The organism is Arthrobacter sp. zg-Y1219 (assembly GCF_030125545.1).
Classification (GTDB): Bacteria; Actinomycetota; Actinomycetes; order Actinomycetales; family Micrococcaceae; genus Arthrobacter_B.
In genome coordinates, this window is the sequence record NZ_JASKLY010000021.1 from 1 (window position 1) to 25,870 (window position 25,870).

Annotated in this window: 18 protein-coding genes and 1 rRNA gene; 7 read left to right on the forward strand and 12 right to left on the reverse strand. The window is 64.6% G+C overall.

The window, feature by feature from the left end; all coding sequences use genetic code 11:
- Nucleotides 1–535: 535 nt before the first annotated feature.
- From QNO00_RS15895 to QNO00_RS15930, 9 genes are all read right to left on the reverse strand, one after another.
- The gene (locus QNO00_RS15895; protein WP_284025219.1) at nucleotides 536–2,203 is read right to left on the reverse strand and encodes a DUF5979 domain-containing protein; all 1,668 of its coding nucleotides are present in this window, start codon (nucleotides 2,201–2,203) and stop codon (nucleotides 536–538) included.
- A 568-nt stretch (nucleotides 2,204–2,771) separates the two neighbouring features.
- Nucleotides 2,772–2,881: ribosomal RNA gene (gene rrf / locus QNO00_RS17440) — 5S ribosomal RNA — on the reverse strand.
- Nucleotides 2,867–4,009, reverse strand: a complete 1,143-nt coding sequence (locus QNO00_RS15900; protein ID WP_284025220.1) for an ABC transporter substrate-binding protein — start codon at nucleotides 4,007–4,009, stop codon at nucleotides 2,867–2,869. The genes rrf and QNO00_RS15900 overlap by 15 nt, the downstream gene beginning before the upstream one ends.
- Nucleotides 4,010–4,083: 74 nt before the next feature.
- On the reverse strand, nucleotides 4,084–4,932 hold the full coding sequence (locus QNO00_RS15905) for an ABC transporter permease (protein WP_229968236.1): 849 nt from the start codon (nucleotides 4,930–4,932) through the stop codon (nucleotides 4,084–4,086).
- On the reverse strand, nucleotides 4,929–5,759 hold the full coding sequence (locus QNO00_RS15910; RefSeq protein ID WP_284025221.1) for an ABC transporter ATP-binding protein: 831 nt from the start codon (nucleotides 5,757–5,759) through the stop codon (nucleotides 4,929–4,931). Before QNO00_RS15910 ends, QNO00_RS15905 begins: the two co-directional genes overlap by 4 nt.
- Nucleotides 5,756–6,646: an ABC transporter permease gene (locus tag QNO00_RS15915; RefSeq protein WP_284025222.1), complete on the reverse strand. Its 891-nt coding sequence runs from the start codon at nucleotides 6,644–6,646 to the stop codon at nucleotides 5,756–5,758. The genes QNO00_RS15910 and QNO00_RS15915 overlap by 4 nt, the downstream gene beginning before the upstream one ends.
- A complete protein-coding gene (locus QNO00_RS15920; protein ID WP_229968230.1) occupies nucleotides 6,643–7,659 on the reverse strand; it encodes a TIGR03842 family LLM class F420-dependent oxidoreductase in 1,017 nt (338 codons plus the stop codon). The genes QNO00_RS15915 and QNO00_RS15920 overlap by 4 nt, the downstream gene beginning before the upstream one ends.
- A gap of 13 nt (nucleotides 7,660–7,672) precedes the next feature.
- Entirely contained in the window at nucleotides 7,673–9,094 is a 1,422-nt protein-coding gene (gene hydA / locus QNO00_RS15925; RefSeq protein ID WP_229968229.1) for a dihydropyrimidinase, read from the reverse strand.
- Between the two features lie 67 nt (nucleotides 9,095–9,161).
- The gene (locus tag QNO00_RS15930; RefSeq protein WP_229968227.1) at nucleotides 9,162–10,010 is read right to left on the reverse strand and encodes a nitrilase-related carbon-nitrogen hydrolase; all 849 of its coding nucleotides are present in this window, start codon (nucleotides 10,008–10,010) and stop codon (nucleotides 9,162–9,164) included.
- 354 nt (nucleotides 10,011–10,364) lie between these two features.
- On the opposite strand from QNO00_RS15930, the gene QNO00_RS15935 reads away from it, so the two are divergent.
- From QNO00_RS15935 to QNO00_RS15945, 3 genes are read left to right on the forward strand one after another with little or no spacing between them, the layout of a single operon-like run.
- On the forward strand, nucleotides 10,365–11,384 hold the full coding sequence (locus QNO00_RS15935; RefSeq protein WP_284025223.1) for a putative F420-0 ABC transporter substrate-binding protein: 1,020 nt from the start codon (nucleotides 10,365–10,367) through the stop codon (nucleotides 11,382–11,384).
- A complete protein-coding gene (locus QNO00_RS15940) occupies nucleotides 11,381–12,499 on the forward strand; it encodes a putative F420-0 ABC transporter permease subunit (RefSeq protein WP_502863471.1) in 1,119 nt (372 codons plus the stop codon). The genes QNO00_RS15935 and QNO00_RS15940 overlap by 4 nt, the downstream gene beginning before the upstream one ends.
- Nucleotides 12,496–13,365: an ABC transporter ATP-binding protein gene (locus tag QNO00_RS15945; RefSeq protein WP_284025224.1), complete on the forward strand. Its 870-nt coding sequence runs from the start codon at nucleotides 12,496–12,498 to the stop codon at nucleotides 13,363–13,365. The genes QNO00_RS15940 and QNO00_RS15945 overlap by 4 nt, the downstream gene beginning before the upstream one ends.
- On the opposite strand, the gene QNO00_RS15950 is transcribed toward QNO00_RS15945, so the two are convergent.
- The 3 genes from QNO00_RS15950 to QNO00_RS15960 form a co-directional block, all read right to left on the reverse strand.
- Nucleotides 13,362–14,177 carry a coenzyme F420-0:L-glutamate ligase gene (locus tag QNO00_RS15950; protein ID WP_284025225.1) on the reverse strand — a complete coding sequence of 272 codons (816 nt, stop codon included), beginning with the start codon at nucleotides 14,175–14,177 and terminating at the stop codon, nucleotides 13,362–13,364. The genes QNO00_RS15945 and QNO00_RS15950 overlap by 4 nt on opposite strands.
- Nucleotides 14,178–14,180: 3 nt before the next feature.
- Nucleotides 14,181–15,185, reverse strand: coding sequence for a TIGR03557 family F420-dependent LLM class oxidoreductase (locus tag QNO00_RS15955; protein WP_229968219.1), 1,005 nt, complete (start codon nucleotides 15,183–15,185; stop codon nucleotides 14,181–14,183).
- 192 nt (nucleotides 15,186–15,377) lie between these two features.
- A complete protein-coding gene (locus tag QNO00_RS15960; protein WP_284025226.1) occupies nucleotides 15,378–16,328 on the reverse strand; it encodes a GmrSD restriction endonuclease domain-containing protein in 951 nt (316 codons plus the stop codon).
- Nucleotides 16,329–16,600: 272 nt separating this feature from the next.
- Between QNO00_RS15960 and QNO00_RS15965 the strand changes: the two genes are divergently transcribed.
- The 4 genes from QNO00_RS15965 (at nucleotide 16,601) to QNO00_RS15980 (ending at nucleotide 25,757) form a co-directional block, all read left to right on the forward strand.
- Nucleotides 16,601–18,868 (forward strand): S8 family serine peptidase, encoded by a 2,268-nt coding sequence (locus QNO00_RS15965; protein WP_284025227.1) that lies wholly within the window; start codon nucleotides 16,601–16,603, stop codon nucleotides 18,866–18,868.
- 141 nt (nucleotides 18,869–19,009) lie between these two features.
- On the forward strand, nucleotides 19,010–20,032 hold the full coding sequence (gene ppk2 / locus QNO00_RS15970) for a polyphosphate kinase 2 (RefSeq protein ID WP_229968213.1): 1,023 nt from the start codon (nucleotides 19,010–19,012) through the stop codon (nucleotides 20,030–20,032).
- A gap of 255 nt (nucleotides 20,033–20,287) precedes the next feature.
- The gene (locus tag QNO00_RS15975; protein ID WP_284025228.1) at nucleotides 20,288–21,982 is read left to right on the forward strand and encodes an HNH endonuclease signature motif containing protein; all 1,695 of its coding nucleotides are present in this window, start codon (nucleotides 20,288–20,290) and stop codon (nucleotides 21,980–21,982) included.
- A gap of 328 nt (nucleotides 21,983–22,310) precedes the next feature.
- Nucleotides 22,311–25,757: a DEAD/DEAH box helicase gene (locus QNO00_RS15980; protein ID WP_284025229.1), complete on the forward strand. Its 3,447-nt coding sequence runs from the start codon at nucleotides 22,311–22,313 to the stop codon at nucleotides 25,755–25,757.
- Nucleotides 25,758–25,870: the final 113 nt, after the last annotated feature.

The following is a 25,870-nucleotide window of genomic DNA, read 5'->3' on the forward strand; positions in this document are numbered from 1 at the left end:
TGCACTAAATTCGAAACCAGCTAAAAAAGTCCTCCCAACCCACGGGGTGGGCGGAAGAACCAGTTCAACCAATTAAAATAATTGGTATCAATAAACTTGGCACACTATTGAGTTCTCAAACAACAGATGCATCCGAAATACTCGGAAAAACAATTGAATGTCTTTCTTTTCTCTTCGCTGCAGTGTTTCTTTATTCTATTTCATCCGGACTGTTTTAGCAATTCGGGATATTCCGAAGACTGCTTCATTTTGTCCGGAGAAACCCACGCCAAATCCCCGGCTTTCCGCTCCCGGGCTTCTCAGCGCAGGATGGATCACCAGGATGTTTTTGGTGTGGTGTGGCCGCCATGCTCGTGAAGTTTTCCAACTCCCGGCCGCGGCGACTTAGAAGACTCTACACAGGTTTGGCCGGGCCCGCAAATCGCCCCCGGAAGCCCTCCGGCGGCCCGTTTCCAGGGCTTAAGCCAGGGGGCCGGCCCCCCCAAGGAGCCGGCCCCGCTGTCGTTAGGAAAGTGCAAACTGCGGTTTGCGGTGCCTACTTTCGGCGCCGACGCGTCGAGCCCATCACCAACAGGGCGCCCACTACCAGGGCTCCTCCTCCTGCCAGCGCGAGACTGGCCGTGCTGGCAGATCCGGTCTTGGGCAACCGCTCGGTGTAGGGAACAGGAGCGAAAGCGTTGGTAACCCCAGTGACCTGAACCTCGCCGGCGATGATAGAGACGTCGCCAGTGAAGAAGGATTCGACGGTTACGTCCTCATTGGCACCCGATGTCGGCTCGGAGATCCGGCACGGTGTCCCCGCCGGGAGGTTCTCGTATAGCTGCGTGTACTCCCCGGAAGCAGTGCCCGCGGGCAGGATAATCGTTTCGTCCAGGATGCCGTCACCACATTGAACGTGGATCAGGATGTCGTCTTGGAGCCCTGCCCCCGAGCCGCTGATCGTCTTCGTGACCAGAAGGCTTCCCGGGTTGTATTCCACCGTGTTCATGACGGTTAAGGTGTTCTCACCCTCGCCTATTTCTACAGGGTCGGGAAGCGTCACGGTTACCGTCACTGCCGATGTCGAACCGGTAGTTGATTCAGTCACCGAGCAAACGGTCCCCACCGGGAGGCCAGTGATTGTTTCGGAGACGGCAGCGGCAGCTCCTGCCGGTATCTCAATCAGAAACTGCCCTGCCGGCCCACAATCAACAGTGAGGCTAATGGCTTGCTGCTGTCCGACAGCTGCACCGGCAAAGGTCTTGGTCACCGCCAGGTCTCCGGCAATGAAAAATTCCGCCGTGGCCTCAGCAGTGGAATCCACTTCGGCGTCGGCAGCAAGGATCAGCTTCTGCGCGGTGGCGACGTCAGGGTTGTTACCCGCGTAGAGGTAAACGTTGCCCGTCTCTACTGGCACGACCGCCCTGGCATTGATCACCACGGGATCGGTCGTTTGGACGGTGCTGCGCACCCACACCTGGATTCCGGAGCCCACCGGGTTGGTTACCGGCACAGTACCGGCAGCATCCGTATAGAGCGTGTAACCTTCCGGAACTGACACAGTCAACTCGGCACCCTCCGCGGCAGTCACCGTAAAGGGCCCCGTGACACCGTCGACCGGCCCGGCAGCGACCGGCGGTGCAATGTAGACATCCGGGGCCGGCGGTTCGGCGAGGGGCCCGGCGAGCAGGACGGCCTGCACAATTGCCAGCGTGAACGGGCGGACCGGGTCGGTGTCTTGCAGCACGAAGCCGTCACTGAAGAACCACACGGCCGCTTGTACAGCAGCAGCACGAACGTCGTCGGACGGCGCTCCGGCGGGAAGTCCCGGCTGCTCCGGATAGTAGCTGTTCAGGACGCGGTTCACATATCCAATGTTCGGCACATTGGATTCACTCCAAGTTCCACCCTCATATCCAAGCCCTGCATAGGTGGAAGTCCTGATATCGATGCAGTACATCTGCTGGGTATTTCCCTCAAGGTCCACGGTCGTGATCACGCCGGCGAAAGACGGGTTGTCGGTTTCATACCCCTCGGGAACATCCGCGGGGTACCCGGTGGTCGGATCGAAAGCGGCACCCACCGGCGGAAGGCCCCCAGTTACGGCACTTCCCTGCCCAGTGCCGGTCATGGTGACCTCGACAGCACCCACCGGAACCTCGTCGCCCGGTGACTCCCCGTTGAAAACACCGTGGGCAGGCACCGCCAGCGGAACAATCATCATGAACAATCCCGCGATGACGCCCAATGAGGCTCTGGTGATCTGCCGCCTTGTTCTTTGTTGCTTTTGCCCCGCTCCAACAGCGTGGCCCGCTCTGCCTTGCACACTCATAAGAGGATCCCGTCTCCGGTCGATAAATCTGTGAGCTCCGGTAGCCACTGTGATTCATGAGCAGCACCGTGACCCGGGAGACTACAGTGACGGGTCGAGGAGGCATAGGGAAGGACCCGGTTAGCCGCAAGGGCTCAGATAATCACTTCCACCGGTGACGTGGGGGCACCATGCCTCGGGTATCCAACCAGCAACCAGCCGACATGAAGTCCTTATAGAGGGGAACTTCATACAAACCTCCCCTCTCCCGCGAGATGGCAGGAAGTGCTTTTCCCAGGCCCCAAACGTGCAGTTTCTGCCATCTCGGGGCACCGGGAACCAGGGCCCGGGAACGGGGTGGACGGGCCCCGGAAGGGGGCCGGCCTGGCTAAACAAGGACGCCGGGTTACACAAGTAAGGCCCCGCCAAACTGGCGAGGCCTTACTCTCTGAACCACCGGTGTCTTTCAACCGTAAATATTGTCCGGCGGTGACCTGCTCTCCCACATCCTCCCGGATGCAGTCCTATCAGCGCTGTGGGTCTTAGCTTCCGGGTTCGGAATGGGACCGCCGGCCGCTAGTTGCCGCCCTCGGCCAGCGTCACATCGATCGGCTCGTAATCCGCGCCCTTGGTGTCCACGCCGTCGGCTTCCAATTCCGCCAGCGCCTTCTCCACGTACTCGTTGGTGTAGGCCGTTTCCGGCGGCTCGGTGGTCAGGATGGTTGCTCCCGTTTCGTTCTGCGTTCCCATGGCAATCTCCACGGTCTGCTTCCACGCCTGTTCATCGATCATGCCGACGCCGTTGGTGGACGGAAAGATCAGCTTGTTGGTTTCGTTCGTCATCCACAGCTGGTGGCTCTGGCCCAGGGTGGATCCGGATTCGGTCACGATCGCGGCCGCTTCCTCCGGATTGTCCTTGGCGTAGATCCAGCCCTTGATCGCTGCCTTGATGAATGCCGTGGTGGTTTCCTGATATTCGGCGTCATCGGCAAGCCGGCTGGCATCGGCCCAGATGGCGTCCTGCAGCATGGCGGACCCTTCTTCGTTCCAGTCAATGACCGTCAGGTCCTCGGGCTGGAACAGTTCTCCGGTCTCCGGGTTGATGGTCTCCAGCACCTGCGCGTACTCGTTGTACGTCATGGCCTGGGCCGCATCAATGTCTCCGGACAGGAAGCCGTTCATATCGAAGGCCTGCTGGATCAGGTCAATGTCGCCCGGCTCCACTCCGGCGTCCTGCAGGCCCGCGAAGAGCTCCCATTCATTGCCGTAGCCCCAGGACCCCACTTTCTTTCCCGCGAGGTCTTCCGGGCCGTCGATTCCGGAGTCGGCCATGGCGACCTGCAGCGTGGCGCTGCGCTCAAAGATCTGCGCCACGTTGGTGATGTTGGCGCCCTGTTCAATGGAGCCCAGCACCTTCGGCACCCAGGAAATCGCATAATCCACGTCCCCCGAGGCCAGCACATCCTGCGGCACGATGTCGGCTCCGCCCTCGACGATTTCCACCTCCAGGCCTTCGTCTTCGAAAAAGCCCTGGTCCAGGGCCGCGTAATAACCGGCGAACTGCGCCTGCGAGAACCACTGCAGCTGCAGCTTCACCGGCGTCAGCCCTTCGGCGGACTCCCCCTCCTCAGCACCGCTGCCCGAGGCACAGCCGGCCAAAACCAGGACTGCTGCGGTTCCCGCCGCTGCGGCGGTGCGGATACGTTTTCCACTTGCCATTTCATAGCCTCCATTTGGGTGTGAGCAGATCAATGCAGACCGTCCGGACGGGACGGCAGTGAAAACCGGCGATGTCAGTGCCGGGAGCTGTATTTCTCCAGTGCCGCGGTGGCGCAGAAGAAGACCAGGCCGACGACGACGGCGCCCAGCACGTAGGCCCAGGCCAGCGTGTAGTTGCTGCCGGAGGCCGCCGAGGTGATGGATTTGCCCAGTCCGCCCACGGGGCCGCCGAAGTATTCGGCGATGAGCGCCGAGATCACGGCCAGGGAGGATGCGATCCGCAGCCCGGTGAACATGTACGGGACGGCGCTGGGGAGGGTGACGGCGCGGGTGACCTGCCAGCGGCCCGCGGCATAGGAGCGCATAAGGTCACGGTGCACGGGCAGGACCTGCCGGAAGCCGCGCAGCGAATTCACGTAGACCGGCACAAAAACGGCGATTCCGGCCACGATCTGCCGCGGCGCCTCCTCGCCGGCGCCGAACATCGTATAAAGCACCGGAGCCACGGCCACGATCGGCACCACCGACAGCGCTGACACCAGCGGTCCGGTTAGCCGGTCAAAGATTGGCAGGAAGGCGGCGACGACGGCGGCCACCACCCCCAGCAGCCCGCCGGCGACCAGTCCCACCGCCGCATTGCCTCCGGTCACAAGGGACGCCGACACAATAGTGCCGAGGTTGCCGAAAAACGCCGCGGCTATGGCGAACGGCCCGGGCAGCACGAACGGCGGCACTTGGAACAGGGTCACCGCGCCCTGCCACAGCAGGACCGCCGCGACGCCCAGCAGCACCGGCAGCAGTGCCTGCCGGCCGCCGTCGACCGCCCGTGCGAGCAGGGCAGGCGAAGTGGCGGCGGCCAGCGCCGGCGCCGCTCCAGTCGGCGACGCTCCAGTCGGCTGCGCCGACGTTCCCACGGTGCTCACCGGGTCTCAACTCCGCGCAGCTCCGACACCGACGTGCCGTGCAGGGCTTCGCGCACCGCGGTGATGGCCGCGTAGAACGCGGTGTCCTCGCGCAGGTTCTCACCGCGCTCCCCCGCCGCCCCGAGGCGCATCGGCAGCACGTCCTTGATCCGGCCCGGCCGTGCCGACATCACGAACACCCGGTCGGAGAGGAACACTGCCTCCGGGATGGAGTGGGTGACGAAAACGACGGCGGCGCCGGTCTCCGCGCAGATCCGCACCAGTTCGTTCTGCATCCGTTCGCGGGTCATCTCATCCAGGGCACCGAACGGCTCATCCATCAGCAGCAGGCGCGGGCTTTCGGCCAGGGACCGGGCGATGGCCACCCGCTGCTGCATGCCGCCGGAGAGCTGATCCGGAAAGGAATCGGCGAATTCGGACAGCCCCACCATGCCCAGGAGTTCCTCGGCGCGGTCCTTGCGGGCTTTCACCGCGACCCCGTGCAGCTGCAGCGGCAGTTCGATGTTGGCCCGCACGGTCCGCCAGGGCAGCAGCCCGGCCTGCTGGAAGCAAATCCCGTAGGCCTGCTCCCGGCGGGCCTGCCGGGCGGTCCGGCCGAAAACGCTGATCGTTCCGCTGCTCGGTTCGTCAAGGTCGGCGATCAGGCGCAGCAAAGTGCTCTTGCCGCAGCCCGAGGGTCCGATCAGTGACACGAATTCGCCCGGTGCCACGGTCAGGCTGGCCGCTTCCAGTGCCGTGACGGAGCCCTTGCCTGTGGCGAAGATCCGGTGGACGTCGCGGACTTCCACCGCCGGTTCCGGCACTGCCGATTCGGTTGATTCACTCATGATGCTTGTTCTCCTCTGCGGTAGCGGTGCAGGAACAGTCCCAGGACCGTGATGGCAGCGACCGCTGCCAGGCCCAGCAGGACGGCTCCGAAGATTGGCGCCCAGGGTTTGCCCGGGTCTCCGCCGGCCGCGGCGGCATACTCCACGATCATCCGGCCGATCCCGCCCTTCAGGCCGATCGATACTTCCGCGACGACGGCGCCGATCACGGCATTTGCCGCCGCCAGGCGCAGCGCCGGCAGCAGGAAGGGAATGCTGGCCGGAAGCCGGAGGAACAGGAAGCTGCGCCACCAGCCCACCGAATAGCTGTGCATCAGGTCCAGATGGCTGGCCTGCGGAGAGGAGAACCCCCGCAGGGCGCCGATGGCGACCGGGAAGAAGGCCAGATAGGAGGCGATGACGGCCACCGACATCCAGTTCTCCCAGGTGAAGGAGCCGATCTCGAGCTGGGAGCCCCAGCGGCGGACCAGCGGGGCAATCGCAATCAGCGGGACGGTCTGGCTCAGGATGATCCAGGGCAGCAGTGCGGAGCCGGCGGAGCGGAAGCGCTGCATGACCACCGCCAGTCCCATGCCCACGGCGACTCCGATGAACCAGCCCACCGCCGCGATGCCCAGGGTGAAGGCCGCTGCCTGCAACACTGCTGTCCACAGGGGCGGCGCCCCCGCGGCCGACGTCGCCGGTTCCGCCAGCCGCGCGAGCATGGTCCAAACGTGAGGCATGGCCAGGTCAGTGGTCCGGGGAAGGAGCGGCAGGCCCATCACGCTCACGCCGTTTTCCGGACCGGCGAATTTGTACGCCTCCCAGAGAAGTACCGGAACCAGCACACCGCCGGCGGCCCAGCCAATCCGCGCCGCCGGCGGTGTCCCGGTTCCGGTGCGGGTCATGCCGTCGCGCTCACGTTCTCGCGCATTGCCGGGATGATGCTCTCGCCGTAGACCCGCAGAGTTTCCTCCTTGTTGTCGTGCTGGAGGTAGCCGGCAAACTGGGTTACGCCCAGGGCCTTGAGCTTTTCGAGCTTTTCGATGTGCTGTTCGGCCGTGCCCATCAGGCAGAACCGGTCAACAATCTCGTCCGGCACGAAGGCGGCATGGGTGTTGCCGGCCCGGCCGTGTTCGTTGTAGTCGTAGCCCTCCCGGCCGGCAATGTAGTCGGTGAGCGCCTGCGGCACTGCGGCGTCGGCACCGTACTTGGCGACGATGTCAGCGATGTGGTTGCCCACCATGCCGCCGAACCAGCGGCACTGCTCGCGCATGTGCTCCCAGTCGTCCCCTATATACATGGGTGCGGCCACGCAGAATTTGATCGCCATGGGGTCGCGTCCTGCAGCTGCGGCTGCTGACCGCACGGTGGCGATCATCCACTCGGCGATGTCCACGTCGGCCAGCTGCAGGATGAAGCCGTCGCCGACTTCCCCGGTCAGCTTCAGCGCCAGCGGACCGTAGGCGGCCACCCACATTTCCAGCTCCGAGCCCTTGCTCCACGGGAACTGGAGCGTGGCGCCGTTGTATTCCACCGAGCGGGAGTTCGCCAGCTCGCGGATGACGTGGATGGATTCGCGCAGCGTTTTCAGCGTGGTGGGCGCGTTGTTGCTCACCCGCAGCGCCGAGTCGCCGCGGCCGATGCCGCACACCGTGCGGTTGCCGTACATCGCGTTCAGCGTGGCATAAGTGGACGCGGTGACGGTCCAGTCCCGGGTGGCGGGGTTGGTGACCATGGGCCCCACCTTGATGTTTTGGGTTTCGGCCAGGATTTGGCTGTAAATAACGTACGGTTCCTGCCACAGGATGTGGGAGTCAAACGTCCAGACGTAGTCGAACCCGTGTTCCTCGGCCTTCTTGGCGAGCGCCACGGTTCGGGCGGCGGGCGGGTTGCACTGCAGAACTGCTCCGAATTCCATTTCTTTTCCGTTCCTAGATCAGGTACTGGCTCGGGGCGCGGCGGACGTACCGGCCGTGGCCCTTGGCCCCGAGGTATTCGTTGTCGTTGATGAGGATCCGGCCCCGGGACAGCACGGTGTCGACATGCCCGTCAATCTCGTAGCCCTCCCACGCCGAGTAATCCATGTTCATGTGGTGGGTTTTGTTCAGCCCGATCGAGGTGTGGCCCGCCGGGTCGTAGATGACGACGTCGGCATCGGCTCCCGGCGCGATCACGCCCTTGGCGCCGTACATGCCGAACATGCGGGCCGGCGTCGTGCTGGTGATCTCCACCCAGCGCTCCAGCGTGATTTTTCCGTCCACCACGCCCTGGTACATCAGGTCCAGGCGGTGCTCCACCGATCCGATGCCGTTGGGAATCTTGGAGAAGTCCCCCACGCCCAGATCCTTCTGCCCCTTCATGCAGAACGGGCAGTGGTCGGTGGCGACCATCTGGATGTCGTTGGTGCGCAGCGACTGCCACATGTGGTCCTGGTGGTGTTCGTGCTTGGAGCGCAGCGGCGTGGAACAGACGTATTTGGCGCCCTCAAACCCCTCGGCGCCCAGCTGGTCCTCCAGGCTCATGTAGAGGTACTGCGGGCAGGTCTCGCCGAAGACGTTCTGGCCGTTGTCGCGGGCGGCGGCCAGCTGCTCGACGGCCTGCTTCGCCGACACATGCACCACGTACAGGGGCGCCCCGGTGAGGTTGGCCAGCATGATGGCCCGGTGTGTGGCTTCCTCCTCCATCTGCCAGGCCCGTGCCACCCCGTGATAGTAGGGATCGGTTTTCCCCTGGGCCAGCAGTTCGGTGACCATGGCGTCGATGGCCGGACCGTTCTCGGCATGCATCATGGTCATCAGCCCGGTCTCGGCGCCAACCCGCATGGCCTTGTAAATCTGCGCGTCATCGCTGTAGAAGACGCCCGGATACGCCATGAACAGCTTGTAACTGGAGACGCCCTCGTCAATGAGCCCCGCCATTGCCTTCAGCGAATCGTCGTTCACGTCGCCGACGATCTGGTGGAACCCGTAGTCGATGGCGCATTCCCCGGCGGCCTTTTCATGCCACGCGGCCAAGCCGTCCATCACTCGCTCTCCGTACCGCTGGATCGCGAAGTCGACGATCGTCGTCGTTCCGCCCCAGGCCGCCGCGCGGGTTCCGGTTTCGAATGTGTCGGAGGCTTCCGTGCCGCCGAACGGCATCTGCATGTGCGTGTGGGCGTCAATGCCGCCGGGAATCACATACTTGCCCGTGGCGTCCAGGACAGTGTCCACGGAGCGGGCAAGGTCGTGGCCCAGCAGCGTGGATCCGGGGGCGAGTACCGCTGCGATCTTTTCCCCGTCAATGAGAACGTCCGCCTCGCTGCGGCCGGTGGAGGTGACAACTGTGCCTCCGGTGATCAGTGTTGTACTCAAAACGACATCCTTGTCTGTGTTAAAGGCGCGGCCTGCTCAAGGCCCGTTGGCGCGTTTGCAGGAAGGGCTACGGCGCGGTGATCGGCGCGTAGGCGTCCGGGCGGCGGTCGCGGTAGAACTGCCAGTTGTTGCGCGCGGTGCGGACCAGGTCCATGTCCAAGTCGCGGATCATCAGCTCATCGCCGTCGCGGGCGCCGATCTCGCCGACGTAGTTGCCCTGCGGATCGACCATGTAGGAAGTGCCGTAGAAGTCGACGGCTTCATCGCCGAATTCGTTCGTTTCGGCGCCCACCCGGTTGGGGACTACCACGTAGTAGCCGTTGGCGGCTGCAGCGGTGGGCTGTTCCAGTTCCCAGAGCCGGTTGGACAGACCCGGCTTGGAAGCGTTCGGGTTGAAGACGAGCTGGGCACCGTTCAGGCCCAGGACACGCCAGCCCTCGGGGAAGTGGCGGTCGTAGCAAATGGTCACGCCCACGGTTCCGACGGCGGTCTCGAACACCGGCCAGCCCATGTTCCCCGGCCGGAAGTAGAACTTTTCCCAGAACTTCTCGACGTGCGGAATGTGGTTCTTGCGGTACTTGCCCAGGTACGTTCCGTCGGCGTCGATGACTGCTGCGGTGTTGTACAGGACGCCGGGCTGGTCCTCTTCGTAAATCGGCAGGATGATCACCATGTTGTGCTCGGCGGCGAGCTTCGAGAACCGTTCGGTGAGGGGTCCCGGAACCTTCTGTGCGTACTCGTAGTACTTGTTGTCCTGCACAATCCCGAAATACGGGCCGTGGAACAATTCCTGGAAGCAAATGATCTGCGCGCCCTCGGCAGCTGCCTTGCGGACAAACTCCTCGTGCTTGGCGACCATGGATTCCTCATCCCCGGTCCAGGTCGTCTGAGTCAAAGCTGTACGGATGATTGTCATTGTGCCTCCTAGTAACGGCAAACGTGGTGCGGTAACGATTGGCCGGTTGAAGGGCCTTTATCAGTCTTCGTGCTGAACATTTCCCCAACATTTCCACCGCGTTAAAAAGCTGCGTTGGATTGCCGAGGCGTCTGTTCATCCTTGACGCTCAAGACGGAACCTGCAAGGGTTTTTAAACTATTGCGCGGAGCACCGCTGGCGCGGATAATGCCGCGGCGGACCCCCTTGGAAACACGATCCGAAACGAAGGGGTGCTAACCTCCTCGATAGATCACCCGCCTTGTTATGGCCGGTAGAGCTGGTCTGGATTTGGGCCATAGATCCCTCCGATATCCCTAAGACCTGCGAGGAACTATGAACCGCTCCCTTTACCCTGCCTATTCCCTGCTCCTGGCCGCCGGCCTGGCCGGAATTGTTGGCTGCTCCGGAACGCCGGCACCGGCCGCACCGGCAGCCGAAAATACCGGCGGAACCGCCGCTTCCGGCTCCACCGAGGCAGCGGCGTCGTACCCGGTGACCGTGACCAACTGCGGCACGGAAGTCACCTTGAAGTCACCGCCCGAGCGAATTGTGACGATAAAATCCACTGCGCTGGAAACGCTGCTGGCCCTGGGCCTGGGCGACAAAGTGGTCGGCACCGCTTTCTCCGACGGTCCGGTTCCCGAATCGCTGGCAGCCGACGCCGCGTCGGTGCCCTCGCTCTCCGACGCCGCACCCACGCAGGAAGCGGTCCTGGAACTCGAGCCGGACTTCATCTACGCCGGCTGGGAATCGAACCTGAGCTCGGACACCGCCGGCGAGCGCGGTTTCCTGGCTTCAATGGGCATCGGCAGCTATGTCTCTCCGGCGGCCTGCCGAGAAGAGGGGCTCCCGGGCAAGCTGGACTTCGAGGACGTGTTCGCGCAGATCACCGAAGCGGGCGACCTCTTCGGCGCCCCCGATGCCGCTGCCGCCCTGATCGCCGACCAGCGCGAGGTGCTCGACGGCGTTCCGCCGGCCGGCGAGGGCCGGACCGCCTTTTGGTTCTCCTCGGGACGGGACACCCCGTACGCGGGCGCCGGCCTGGGAGCTCCGCAGATGATGATGGAAGAGCTCGGCCTGGAGAACATTGCCGCGGGAGTCGAAGATTCGTGGGCTTCGCTGAGCTGGGAGACCGTGGTGGCGGCCAATCCGGATGTCATCGTCCTGGTGGACGCAGACCGGAACACCGCCGAGTCCAAGAAGGAGCTGCTGGCGTCGATGCCGGCCACGGCGGGCATGGACGCGGTGATCAACGAACGCTACCTGGTCCTCCCCTTCGCTGCCGGGGAGGCCGGAGTCCGGAACGCCGAAGCGGTGGCGGACCTCGCCGACCAGCTCTCGAGCCTGCCGTGACCGCCGTCCGCACCCACCCGCGCGAGACCCGCCCGTCACCGCGCCCGTCCGCACGCCCGCCCACACCGGGAACGCCGTCGGACGCTGCGGCAGCGCCGGCCTCCCGCCGCCGGTTCCGCACCGGGACCGCGACGGCGGTGCTGGCCGCCGCGCTGGTCTTCTCCATTGCGGCGGCGGCAACGGTGGGGCCTGCGGACATCAGCGTGGCCGATGCTTTCGGCACGATCCTCTCCCACCTGGGGATCGGCACCAGCCCGCTCTCCGCCCTGCACGACGGAATCATCTGGGAGCTGCGGCTGCCCCGGGTGCTGACCGCTGCCGCCGTGGGGGCCGGTTTGGCGATCAGCGGCGCGGTCATGCAGGCGCTGACCCGCAATGCACTGGCCGACCCGTATCTGCTGGGCCTGTCTTCGGGTGCCTCGCTGGGAGCAGTCTGCGTGGTCCTGCTGGGCCTGCAGCTGCTGCTTCCGCTGGCGGCGTTCATCGGCGCACTGGCGGCGCTGGCGGCAACGCTGCTGCTGGCCCGGCTGGCCGGCGGGCTGACGCCGTCGCGCACCGTCCTGGCCGGCGTGGCGGTCTCCTCCCTCGGCAGCGCCCTGACCAGCCTGGTGATTTTCTGGACCGCCACCGGCGACTCCTACCGGAACATCCTGGGCTGGCTGCTCGGGTCGCTGAGCGGTGCGCAGTGGTCCAGTGCCGGGATCGCCGCCGGGGCGCTGGTTGCGGTGGGCATTCCGCTGCTGGCCGCGTCGCGGATCCTGGACGGATTTGCCTTCGGCGACGACGCCGCCTCGGCCCTGGGCATCAACGTTCCGGCCGTGCGGTGGAGCATGCTGGCGGCAACAGCCCTGCTGACCGGCGCCATGGTTTCCGTAAGCGGGGCGATCGGCTTCATCGGACTGGTGTTTCCGCATGTGGTCCGGATGATGACCGGCCCCGGGCACCGCTCGCTGCTGCCGCTCTCGGCCCTGCTCGGAGCCATCTTCCTGATTTGGGCCGATACGGCGGCCCGGTTCGTGTTCGAGCCCCGGGAGCTTCCCGTGGGTGTGGTGACCGCAGTGCTTGGCGCTCCGGTCTTCGCCTACGTGCTGGCGCGGCGGAAGGGCGGGGCATGAACAACGGTGAAGTGGGCTCCGGAGCGCGTGCGAATGATCTGCAGGCGGCGGGCGTGGACGTTTCCCTCGGCGGAAAACTCGTGGTGGACGGGGTGGACTGCACCGTTCCGGCCGGCGCGCTGTCCGCTCTGGTCGGTCCCAACGGGGCCGGCAAATCCACGCTGCTGCGGGCCCTGGCCGGTGTGGTTCCCGTCCGCAGGGGCACGGTGCTCTGGCAGGGCCGGGACCTGCTGCGCCTGCCCCGCCGGGAACGGGCCCGCATAGCCGCGCTGGCGGAGCAGGAATCCGGTACGGACACTCCGCTGACAGTGCGCGACGTCGTGTCGCTGGGGACCATGCCGCACCGCTCGCTGCTGGGGTTCGGCACCAGCGAGGACGACGCCGATGTGGTGACGGCGCTTCAGTCCGCCGGTGTTCCCCAGCTCGCGGACCGGCTGTTCAGTGAACTTTCCGGCGGTCAGCGGCAGCGGGTCCAGCTGGCCCGCGCGCTGGCGCAGAAACCGCAGCTGCTGCTGCTGGACGAACCCACGAACCACTTGGATCCGCACGCCCAGCTGACCACGCTGCATCTGATGCGGCAGCTGGCCGGGCAGGGCATCGCCGTTGTCGCAGCGCTGCACGACCTGACCCACGCCGCAGCCCACTGCGACCACGTCATTGTCCTCTCCGGCGGCACCGTGGTGGCAGCGGGCGATCCCCGCACCGTCCTGACGGCTGACCTGATCGGGACGGTTTACGGGGTCCAGGCCCATGTACTGGAGCATCCGGCCACGGGCCGGCCGCTGATTGCGTTGTCCCTGCCGGCCGACGGCGCAGCCGGTTCAGCCAGCGCAGCCGGTGCGCGCGCCTACGCCACGTCTGCCTAAGCCTCCTGCTGAAACTCCGGTACCGGCAGCCCGGCGTCCCGGCATGCCGCGGCGTAGCCTTCGCGCCAGGCCTCGTCGCTGCCCAGCCGGAACATGTCCTGCTCCGCCGGGCGGATCAGGCTCCGGGCGCCGTCGTCCCGGGAACCGGGCGAGGCGGGGCGGACGAGTTCCGGCAGGCCGCGCAGCACCGCTACCGGGCACTGGCTGGTTTTGCCCTTGATCAGGTCGGCTGCCGCCGCAATCTCGTCAGCGACGGCGGTCATTGTCGCCTTCATCTGCTGGCCGAAGGTATCCATGCTGCCGCGCAGATCGGTGATGACCTCGAGTCCCGCGGCTCCGATGGCGGCGTCGGTCTGTCCTTCGCGCCAGGCCCGGCCCATCGTGTCGGTAATGACCACGCCGACGTCGAAGCCCAGCGCTCGGCGCAGGCCTGCACACAGCGCCCGGGCCGAGGCGTCCGGGTCCACGGGAAGGAGCAGGACGGTGCCGGCCGGAGTGTTGCTGTTGTCCACTCCGGCGGCGGCGGCCACGATGCCCAGTTTGTTTTCCACAATCCTGGTCACTCCGCCGGGATGGACCTTGCTGGCGACAAGCCGAACGGTCTCGTTGGTGATCGCCTGTTCGCGGTCCCCCGCCGGAACCTGGCGCCCCTCAGCCTTGGACACGATCTTGGAGGTGACCGCCAGGATGTCGCCCGGCTGCAGGGCAAAGTCCGGGACCGCTCCGGCGGCGGACAAAACCACGGCGGCCAGGTCCGTCCCCGGAGCGATCTCTCCAATGCCCGGCAGCGCACACAGCGTGATGCTGCGCATCGGTTAACGCTTGAGCGCGGGCAGCACATCGCGGGAGAAGACGTCGATCCATTCGCGCTGGTTCCGGCCGACGTTGTGCAGGTAAATGCGGTCAAAGCCCAGGTCGACGAATTTCTGGATGTACGCGCGGTGGACATCGGGGTCGCTGGAAATCACCAGACGTCCCTCGAAGTCCTCCGGCCGAACCAGTTTGGCCATCTGCTCGAGTTCGAACGGCGAGCGGATGTCTCCCTTGGGGAACTTCATGCCGCCGTTGGGCCATTCCACCATGGCGTTGGTCAGCGCTTCTTCGTCCGTCTCGGCCCAGCTCATGTGCAGCTGCAGGACCTTGGGCATCGTGTCCGGGTCCTTGCCGGCCTCGCGTGCTCCGGTGTCGAACTTGTCAAAGAGCATGCCGATCTTTTCCAGCGGAGCGCCCACCGTAATCAGTCCGTCCGCGTGCCGGCCCGCGCGCTTGGCCGTCACGGGCCCCGCGGTCGCGACCAGGATTTCGGGGGCCACTTCCGGCATGGTCCACAGCCGGGTGGATTCCATCTTGTAGAACTCGCCCTTGTGCCGGACGTCCTTGCCGGCCAGGGAATTCGTGAAGAGCTTATTGATGATGTCGATGGCTTCGAACATCCGGTTGATGCGCTCGGGTGCCTCCGGCCAGTACTGCGCCGTGATGTGCTCGTTGAGCGCTTCTCCGGAGCCCAGCCCGAGCCAGTGCCGGCCGGGATACATGGCGGCGAGCGTGGCCGATGCCTGCGCCACCATTGCCGGATGCCACCGGAACGTGGGAGCGGTAACTCCGGGGCCGATATCGCCCTTGGTGCGCTCACCCAAAGCCGACAGTACGTTCCAGACAAATGCGGATTGGCCCTGCGCCGGAACCCACGGCTGGAAATGGTCTGCAGCCATAACCCCGGAGAATCCCTTGCTCTCGGCATATTCGGACAGTGCCACCGCCTCTGTGGGGTGGAACTGTTCCAGCATTGCGGCGTAACCAATTGTTAATGAAGAGCTCATATATCGATCCTGACAGCCAGAGATTTCGGAATTGAAAACAAATGTTTCCAATGGAATAAGGCAGCAGAGTTCCGGCTTTCCGGAACGCCGTAGGCCCATCCTAGGGGCGGGGAGGAATTCCGCCCAAGCATGACTAAGCAGGATTTCGAGAAGTGTCGACCGCAGTTGCTGCCCGGCGCCGGGCCGGGTGGGCTAGGAGGTGCAGCCCTCGCCGTCGCCGTCGCCGTCGAACTTTGCTTCCCAGCCTGCGTCGCCGGCGCGGATGGGCGCCGCACCTGCGGCCTTGACCGCCGCACAGTTGGCGTACACGGGCGTGCCGTCAGCGTCGGCGACCTCGGGCGGTACAGCTGCGGGCGGTGCGGGTGCGGACGGTGCTGCTGCGGCATTCGAGGCCCGGCCCGCGTCGGGGACCGGCTGGTCCGGGCAGGCGGAGAGGACTCCGGCGACGGCGTCGTGCTCCGCCTGTGTCATCCAGAGGCGGTATTCAGCCTTGACCGCAACCTGGCGGGCCACATACTCGCAGCGGAAGGCTTTGTTCGGCGGCAGCCAGGAGGCGGCGTCGGAATCCGATTTGGAACCGTTGGAAGGACCGTCGGCAGCCATCAGGTTCAGCGGATCGTTGGCGAACTGGCCGCGTTCCTCAGCGGACAGCTGCTGCGCACCCTTCTGCCAGGCATCGGAAAGCGCCACGATGTGGTCGATCTGGACGGCGGTGCTGGTCTCGTTGCCGCGCACGAAACTGATGGTCGTACCGGTGTAGGGATCGGCGAAGGTGCCGGACGCCACCACGCACTCCTTGGTTCCGTCCTTGAACACGACGGCGGTGAGGTCGCGCGCCAGGATGTCGTTGCGGGTATCGCAGCCGTTCCGGTCGACGTCGGCCCAGGCCGGTCCGAACTCGTCCCGGTCATAGCCGGTCTTGGGAGCCCTGCCCTTGATCGGGAGGGTTTCCAGCTGCTCCACCGCCGAGCCGGCTGTTGCTTCCTGGACCGCGGCAGTACCGGAACCGGCATGGGAGGCGCCGGTTCCGGCATTCGCTCCGGCATCTGAGCCGGCATCGGTCAGCGGAGTACAGGCCGCGGAACCGAACAGGATTACGGGCAGGGCTATCAGGGACAGAAATTTCGAGCGCAGAGAAGTCATCGGTATTTATTATCGGTGATTTTGCGCCGTTGATTTTCCGACGGGCTTTCGGAGCTTCGAGGTTAGGGGTTTCGGGGTTGTTGCCCGGGCAACGATTCCGGGTCGGTGCACGGACAAATAGGGAATGCCCCGGGTATCGCCTAGAGTTTCCCCGCGGCTCGTCACAAGGCGGGCCGCGTAACCGGATGCCCGGGGCCGCTTCTCAGAAGTCGGACCCGGACCGCCGTTGTGACAGGACAAAAATGGGGAAGTATCTTGCTTTAAGGCGGCAGGTGGCCGTGTTGGCTATTGCCGCTTTTCTCGGCGGCACAGTTATCTCAACACCGGCATTCGCCACTGACGGCGGCACGCAGCCCTCATCGCCGCCGTCATCGCCGCCGCCGTCGTCGTCGCCGCCGTCGTCGTCGTCGGAAATCGGGGGAAGCGCTGCCACCGAGCCGCCATCCAACCGCTTCATCGTGAAGTTCCGTGACAAGGCCGGGATCACTGCCGTTGAACGGTTGGACACCTACGGCTCAGTGACAACCACGCTGGGTGTGCAGGCTACGGAGCTTTTCGAAACCGGCACCGGAGCGTCAGTGGTCGAGGTGGATCGAGAGCTGACCGGGGATCAGTCCGCCGCCGTCGTCGCCGCGCTGGCTGCCAAGCCCGACGTCGAGTACGTCGAGCCCGATGTTCTGCTCTTCCCCGCCGCGGCGGACCCCAATGACCCTCTCTATTTCCAGCAATGGAACCTTTGGGAGCCTGAGGGCGGTGCCGCTGTGAACGACGCGTGGAACGTGTCCCAGGGCGCCGGCCAAGTTGTGGCCGTGGTGGATACCGGAATTACCAACCACAGCGACCTGAACGCGCAGATCCTCCCCGGCACCGATTTGATCAGCAGTCCGTCAATGGCGCGCGACGGCGATGCGCGGGACAACGACCCCCGGGACGAAGGCGATTGGAATGATTCCGCCAACTGCAGTGTCAGCCGCTCTACCTGGCATGGAACCCATGTCACGGGAACTGTTGCTGCCAGCGCCAACAACGGCATGGGCATCAGCGGTATCGCCCCGGCAGCGAAAGTTGTGCCGGTCCGTGTCCTGGGCGAGTGCGGCGGATACCTCTCTGACATCTCGGACGGAATCATCTGGGCTGCCGGCGGCACCCTGCCGGACGTCCCGGCGAACAGCAACCCGGCAACTGTCATAAATCTCAGCCTCGGCGGCATCGGTGCCTGCTCCGCGTCCATGCAGGACGCCGTGAACTATGCCACTGGCCGGAACGCCGTAGTGGTTGTGGCTGCCGGGAACAGCAACCGGCCGGCAGCCGATTCCACACCTGCGAACTGCCGCAACGTGATCACTGTTGGCGCGACGGGCCGGGACGGTTCCCGGGCTCCGTACTCAAACTACGGTGCCGCCGTCGACATCATGGCCCCGGGCGGAAACATGTCGGGGAATCCTTCGGGCGGCATTCTCTCTACCTTCAACGAAGGATCGTCCATTCCGCAAAAGGAAAACTATTCCCAGGCTCAAGGCACCTCCATGGCCGCACCCCACGTGGCCGGTGCAGCGGCCCTCCTCTTGGCCGCCTATCCGGAGATGACGCCGGATCAGGTGGAAGCCCGGTTGAAGGCCACCGCGCGTGACCTGCCGAAGGGCTGCAAACCCTATTGCGGACCGAAGCTGCTGGATACTGCTGCCGCGGTAACCATGCCGCTCGTTGCCCCGGTTCCCGCCATCAGCGGCGCCACCGCCGTCGGTGCGACCCTCACCGCAGAACCGGGCGCGTGGGCACCGGCACCGGTTGATTTGGCCTACCAGTGGTACCGCGGGAACACCGCGGTCAAGGGTGCGACCGCCAGAACCTACAAGCTCACCAACGCGGACAGCGGCCAGGCCATCAGTGTGAGCGTCTCCGGTTCAAAGACCGGTTACGCGACCGTCACCAAACGCTCCGCGGCCACCTCCAAGGTGGCACCGGCAAAACCGCCGTTTGCTGATGTTCCTCCCGGCACCCAGTTCTACGACGAGATGCTCTGGATGGCCACGGAAGGCATTTCCACAGGTTGGACCGAAGCCAACGGCACCAGGACCTATCGGCCGCTGCAGGCCGTCAACCGTGATGCGATGGCCGCTTTTCTGTACCGGCTGGACGGAAGCCCGGACTTCACGCCGCCGGCAAAATCGCCGTTCACCGATGTGGCCACCACCAACCCGTTCTACAAGGAAATCACCTGGCTCAACAGCCGGGGAATTTCCACCGGATGGACTGCGGCCAACGGCACGAAGACGTACCGCCCGCTGCAGCCGGTAAACCGCGATGCGATGGCAGCCTTCATGTACCGGTTCGCGGAATCGCCGTCCTACTCCGCGCCCAGCAAGTCGGCGTTCCTCGACGTGCCAAAGAGCAACCTGTTTTACAAGGAAATTTCGTGGCTGGCGGCCTCGGGTATCGCCACCGGCTGGGGTGACGGGACCTACCGGCCCCTGACCCCGGTCAACCGCGATGCCATGGCCGCCTTCATGAAGAGATTCGACAGTACGTTCCTCCGGTAGCTCGAGCGCAGGCAAAGGGAAGTCCGGTGAACCGAAGCTGGTCGCCGGTCCTCCCTGTGCTTGGCCCGGTCAGTGAAACCCCTTCCCTGCCCCGTCGCCGGGACGTAGATTCGTTACTTACCGTCCGCGCAGGGAGATGCAATGGTTACGAATAAGTCCACGACGATCAACGCCGACAACAAGGTCGCCGAACAGCCCGTCGCTGTGAAGGCAGCCGGCGACGTCAAACCCTCGGACGAAACCAAGAGGGTCGCTGTGGCGGAGGACTACGCCCAAGAACTTGATGAAATGCGCGAACTGAAAATCAAGTCCAAAAAACCCAAGGAAAAGGCCGACGACGACGCTTGGCGGCACAATTACCCCTACGATACGAAGCTGTCCCGGCGCAGCTACGAGAAGCAAAAACGTGCCCTGCAGATCGAGCTTTTGAAGATGCAGCTCTGGGTCAAGGAGACCGGACAGAAAATGCTCATCATCTTCGAAGGCCGCGATGCCGCCGGTAAAGGCGGTTCGATCAAGCGCTTCAACGAACATCTCAACCCCCGCGGCGCACGGATCGTTGCGTTGGAGAAGCCCACCGACGGTGAACGCACCCAGTGGTATTTCCAGCGGTACGTGGCGAGGCTGCCCAGCGGCGGCGAGATCGTCATGATGGACCGTTCCTGGTACAACCGGGCCGGAGTCGAACGCGTCATGGGGTACTGCACACCAGCCCAGTACTTGGAGTTCATGCGAGAGGTACCCGAGTTGGAGCGGATGCTGGTGAACTCGGGCGTGCTGCTGACGAAACTCTGGTTTTCGGTGGGGCGGGCCGAACAGTTGGCACGATTCGCGGCCCGCGAAACAGATCCGGTGAAACAGTGGAAGCTCTCCCCCACCGACCTGGCCAGCCTCGACAAGTGGGATGACTACACCGAAGCCAAGGAAGCCATGTTCTTCTACACCGATACCGGTGATGCCCCTTGGACGGTGGTGAAGTCCAACGACAAGAAACGGGCGCGGCTCGAGGCCATGCGTCAGGTCCTTCATTCAGTCGACTATCCCAACAAGAACACGACCCTGGTGCATGCGCCGGATCCGCTGATCGTGGGTCCGGCAGCCAGCCACTTCGAAGAGGGGGAAGAGCCCAGCGGCCGGTTCCCCGTGGTGAAGCCCAAGGGCTGACCGCTTTCTCTGCAGTGCGAACCCCGGCAATACCCTCCGCCCTCTGACATCGGAGGGGCCGGGCTTACGGCGGGCTTGCGGGTCGGCTTGCGGGCGGGCTTGCGGCGGGCATTTCCGGCGGGTTTTGAGGCCAAGTAATTCTTCTCAAAAGTCGAGTATTTGAGAGTCCGAAAAAGGGCCTGTTTTGGGCTGTTTTGGGGCTGTTTTGGGGCTTCTCGAACCAGGAATGTCAGTGCCGGGTGAAAGTCTTTAGTCATGGATCAGAACGGATCTTCGACCGGGACTCCCGGCACTGGCGATGACGCTGCAGCTCGCAGCCGGTTCGTCTTTGTCGCCGAGCCCGGGGTGGCCGGCAGTGATCCGGGTGATGGGTTGACCGGGTCTCTGGTCCTGCAGAATGTGGAGTCGTTGACTGAGGAGCAAACCGGGACGGTGTTGGCCCGGCTCAATCATTTGTCGCGGTGGGTGCAGGCGCAGCAGGCTCGGGTCCTGTCCCGGCTGCAGACCGTTTACGAGGACGAGACGCTATCCGTTACCGGGTTGCGGGATGCGGAGATGGCGTTCAGTCTCGCTGCGGAGGAAGCCGCGACCATTCTGGGAGTGCCCACCGGTACCGGAAAGGCGTTGATGAGTCAGGCCGGTGATCTCTGCACCAGGAACACGGCCACGCTGAAGGCGTTGGAGTCCGGACAGATCAGTTACGGGCACGTCGAGACCCTGGTGGAGCAGTGTGTGGGCGTGGTGCCGGGCGAGCTGACCGGGTTCGAGGCGGAGCTGCTGGGTCTGGCGGCGGGCCAGACCAGAACCCAGTTCCGGGTGAAGGCTCACCGGCTGCGGGAGCAGTACTATCCGGAGACCATCGTGCAGCGGCAGTTGACGGCGTTTGAGCAGCGGACGGTGTGGGTGCGTCCGGAGCCGGACGGGATGTCCTGGCTCTCGGCGTTACTGCCGGCCGAGAAAGCCCAAGCCATTTTTACTCAGCTCAGTGTTGCGGCCCGGGGTGAGCAGGCCGCCGGGGACACACGCACGGTGGATCAGTTGCGCACGGACATCCTCGCGGATCTGTTGGGCGGCCACGAGCATGAGTGCGGGGACGAGTGCAGAAACGGTGGTGGCACGGGTGCCGGGGGCAAGAAGGGTAAGGGCCGTCGTAAGGGATCCGGCTCCGGCAGGGGTGCCAGCAGTGAAGGTAAGGGTTCCGGTTCCGGCAAGGGGTTCGGGTCCTGTCGTATTGGCCATGGTCCCCGGGCGCGGACGGAGATTCTGGTGCTGATCAATGCTGAAACCCTCTTCGGTGCCGATGATCAGCCGGCGGAACTGAACGGATATGGGCCGATCAGTCCCGTAACGGCTCGGCGGATGGCCCGCGAGGCCATGAAATGGACACCGGTGGAACGCGATCCGGACACCGAAGAGATCCTGCGGGTCGGGAAACGGCGGAAGGTTCCCGATGGATTGAAGCGGGTTTTGCGGGTGCGGGACGGAACCTGCCGGTTCCCGGGCTGCCGGACCAACGCGGTAATTTCCGAGATTGACCACACCAAACCGTGGGCTCAGGGCGGGCCGACTGATCATGACAATCTGGAGCATTTGTGCCGGCGGCATCACATGTTCAAAACCGAAGGGTTCTGGAAAGCCAGGCAGCCTCGTCCCGGGGTGATTGAGTGGACCTCACCGGGCGGCAGGTGTTACCGCACCGAACCGCAACTGAGCCTGTCCCGGGAAACCGGTAAGGGCTCTCAGGAAACCTGTGATGGTGCCAGCGGACTGCAAGCGGGTATCAAGGCGAATGGTGGCCAGGCGAATGGCGGAGGCGACGCGGCGGGCATTGATCCATCACGGGCCAATGATGCCGGTGCTCCAAGCGCCCCCGGCGATCCGAGTGCTCCAAGTGCTCCAAGTGCTCCAGATGATCCAGACGGCTACGGAGACAACCCGCCGCCCTTCTAGACGCCCCACCCGCTTCCATAGGCGTCAGCCCTTCACGGCTTCCATACGTGCCAGACCTTCCCCGCTTCCATAGGCGCCAGCCCTTCAGGAACGGGTCGCGGTTCGGCAGCGAAGCCATGCCTCACGATTCCAACGCTCTCGAACGAAGCCCACTTCTCGGAACCGCTCGGAACCGAGGGAAGACGCAGACCACGCCATTGTGATCTGCGCTGTCCACGATGCTAGCGAGATTCGCGCCGCTTTGCAGGAACACGCCTGGATACGGATGCTCATCTGCCTTCAGGACACCCGTCGCGGAAGTGTCGGGAGTGCGTGAGACGATAAATTCATGCCTTCCTCCCCGCCTCTCATCGATGTCACCGACATCATCCGCGTCGTGGGCGGCGCGGCCTTCCAACGCGGACAGACGTACGCCAAGGGCGGCGCGGTGGACACACTGGAATGGGATCCGCAGGCCGAAGTGCTCCGGGCAAAAGTCCGCGGACACTCCTCCGTTCCGTATCGGATAATGCTGCAGTTGGGCGAAAAGCGGCAGGGCGACTACCGGCTGCTGGACAACCACTGCAGCTGCCCGGTGGGCTTCGACTGCAAGCACGTGGCCGCCGTCGCGCTCCAAAGCAATACCGACCATTTGCTGGCGCGGCAGGAATTCATCCGCCCCGGCACGCCGGGCTCGGGCGGCACACCGGGCAAACCAACGGTCCCGGCGTGGCAGGAGTCGCTGCAGACATTGATCGACGCCGACCTTGAGGCCCTGACCGGCAGCACCCCGGCGGCAGCCACTCCGCTGGCCCTGCAGTTTGAGGTGCGGACGTCCGACGCCGGAATGAGCGCCCGCTGGGGAGCACCGGCACCCCGCAGCGCACACCGGGCCACCTCGTTCCGGCTGGGAGTGCGCCCCGTGGTCCGCAATACCAAGGGCAACTGGGTGAAAAACAATCTGGCCTGGAGCAACATTTCCTACCAGACCTATGGTTTGAAGCTGAATCCGGAGCAGCACCGCTGGTTTTCGCAGTTCCCCGCCCTGCACCGCTCGAACGGGGTGAGCTACTTCGGCCAGAACGATTCCTGGCTGTACCTGGACGACTTCTCCAATCCGCTCCTGTGGCAGCTGCTCGAAGAGGCCCGGCGGATTGGCGTGGAATTTGTTGGCACCAAGAAAGACACAACGGTCCAGCTGGGGCAACGGGCGGCGTTGTCACTCGATGTCCGGGCCACGGAACCGGGCACCTCGGCTCCGCTGCAGCTGCTGCCGGTACTGGAAATTGACGGCCAGCCCTTTCCCACGGATGCCGCCGGACTCATTGCCGGACACGGCATTTATGTGCGCAGCCCGGAGAACGTCATCACGCTGGCGCCCACGGCCCGTCCGCTCACCGACCAGGACAAGGGCCTGCTGCTCAAGGGTGCACCCGTTCTGATCCCCGAAGATGACGCCCCGGTGTTTTTGGAGAAGTTCTATCCCAAGCTCCGCCAGGTCCTGCCAGTGACCAGCAGCGACAACTCGGTTGAATTCCCCGAGATTTCCCCGCCCCTGCTGGTTCTCACCGCGTCCTTCCAGCCTGATGACTCGCTGTTCCTGGATTGGGAATGGGAGTACCGGCAGGGAGACGACATCACGCGCATCCCGCTGGGCACCCGAGCCGATCCGGCGGCAGGCTACCGCGACGTGGTCTCCGAAGCGGATCTGCTCACAGCCGTCGGCAAGGTCCTCGGATCGGTGCCCCGCAGCCGCTCATACTCGGGCATCGACACCGCCGAGTTCACTGAATACCTGCTGCCCAAAATCGAAAAGGTCGACGGCGTCCGGGTGGACGTCATCGGCGAGCGCCCCGACTACCGCGAGCTGACCAGCGTTCCGGAGCTGCGGATCACCACGGTGGAGACCGAGCGCCGCGACTGGTTCGACCTCGGCATCATGATCACCGTGGACGGCCGGCTCGTGCCGTTCGCAGAGGTTTTCAAGGCCCTCTCCCAGGGCAAGACCAAACTCCTGCTCCCCGACCGCACCTACTTGTCGCTGGACCGGCCCGAATTCGCCCAGCTCCACGCACTGCTTGAGGAAACTGAGGGGCTGCAGGAGTGGGAAACCGGCGAACTGTCCATCAGCAGATATCAGGCCGGGCTGTGGTCGGAGCTGGAGGAACTGGCGGAGGAGACCGAGCAGGCAGCCGCGTGGCGCGCCTCGGTCACCGGACTGCTGGAACTGGATTCCGTGGCACAGGTTCCGCTGCCGGCCGGACTGCACGCTGAGCTTCGCCCCTATCAGACGGAGGGCTACAACTGGCTGGCCTTCCTCTGGAAACATGGGCTCGGCGGAATCCTGGCTGATGACATGGGCCTGGGCAAGACCCTGCAAACGCTGGCACTGCTGGCCCACGCCCGGGAACAGACAGCGAAGCACGACGACGACGTCCCGGCCTCGGGCGCCGACGACTCCCCGAGTGCCACGAGTGCCACGGGTGCCACCACTTCCATGGGTGCCACGGGTGCCACCACTTCTACGGGCGCCACTGCCACAGCCACCCCCGCACCCCGCCGCCCCTTCCTCGTGGTGGCACCCACCTCGGTGGTGCCCAACTGGCTCTCCGAAGCGGCCCGCTTCACCCCGGGCCTGCGAACTGTCGCCATTCCCGACACCACCGCCAAATCCAGGGTTCCCCTGGCGGAGCTGACCGCTGACGTTGACCTTGTGATCACCTCCTATGCGGTGTTCCGGCTGGACTTTGCCTCCTACCGTGACCTCGAGTGGGACGGGCTGATCCTCGACGAGGCGCAGTTCGTCAAAAACCGCACCACCCGCGCCCATCAGTGCGCCCGCGACCTGAAGGCACCGTTCAAGCTGGCGATTACCGGCACACCGATGGAAAACAACCTGCTGGAGCTGTGGAGCCTGTTCGCCATTGTGGCTCCGGGCCTGTTTCCGTCGGCCCGGAAGTTCATTGAGGAATACCAGCGCCCCATTGAACGCGGCGAAGACTCCAAGCTGCTCGCCCGGATGCGCCGCCGCATCAGGCCCCTCCTGATGCGGCGCACAAAGGAAGCCGTGGCCAAGGACCTGCCCGAAAAGCAGGAGCAGGTCCTGGAAGTCGAGTTGAGCCCGAAGCATCGCAAGATCTACGAGATGCATCTGCAGCGCGAGCGGCAGAAGCTGCTGGGCCTGATCAAGGACCTGGACCGGAACCGGATGATCGTGTTCCGTTCCCTGACCCTGCTGCGGATGTTGAGCCTTGACGCCTCGCTCGTGGACGACGACTACGCCGGAGTGCCCTCGGCCAAACTCGATGCCCTCTTCGAGCAGCTCGAAGACGTCACCGCGGAAGGTCACCGCGCCCTGATCTTCAGCCAGTTCACCTCCTTCCTCAAGAAGGCTGCCGAGCGGCTGGATGCTGCCGGCATCCCCTATGCCTATCTGGACGGCTCCACCCGGGACCGCGGTGCCGTCATCAACTCCTTCAAGGACGGCGAGGCGCCGGTGTTCCTCATCAGCCTCAAGGCCGGTGGTTTCGGCCTGAACCTGACCGAGGCTGACTACGTGTTCCTGCTCGATCCGTGGTGGAATCCGGCCGCCGAATCACAGGCCGTGGACCGCACGCACCGGATCGGACAAACCCGCAACGTCATGGTCTACCGGATGGTGGCCCGCGGAACCATCGAGGAAAAGGTGATGGCGCTGAAGGAGCAGAAGGCAAAACTGTTCAGTTCGGTGATGGACGACGACGCCGTGTTCAGCTCCGCGCTCACTGCGGAGGACATCCGGTCCCTGCTCGACTGACGCCGGCTCACCCGCTGGCGCTGACTCACCCGCTGACGCCGGCTCACCGGCTAACGCTGATGCGAGACCGCCCGGTATGAATTTCCGCACGCCTGCTCCCGCTCGCAGCCTCC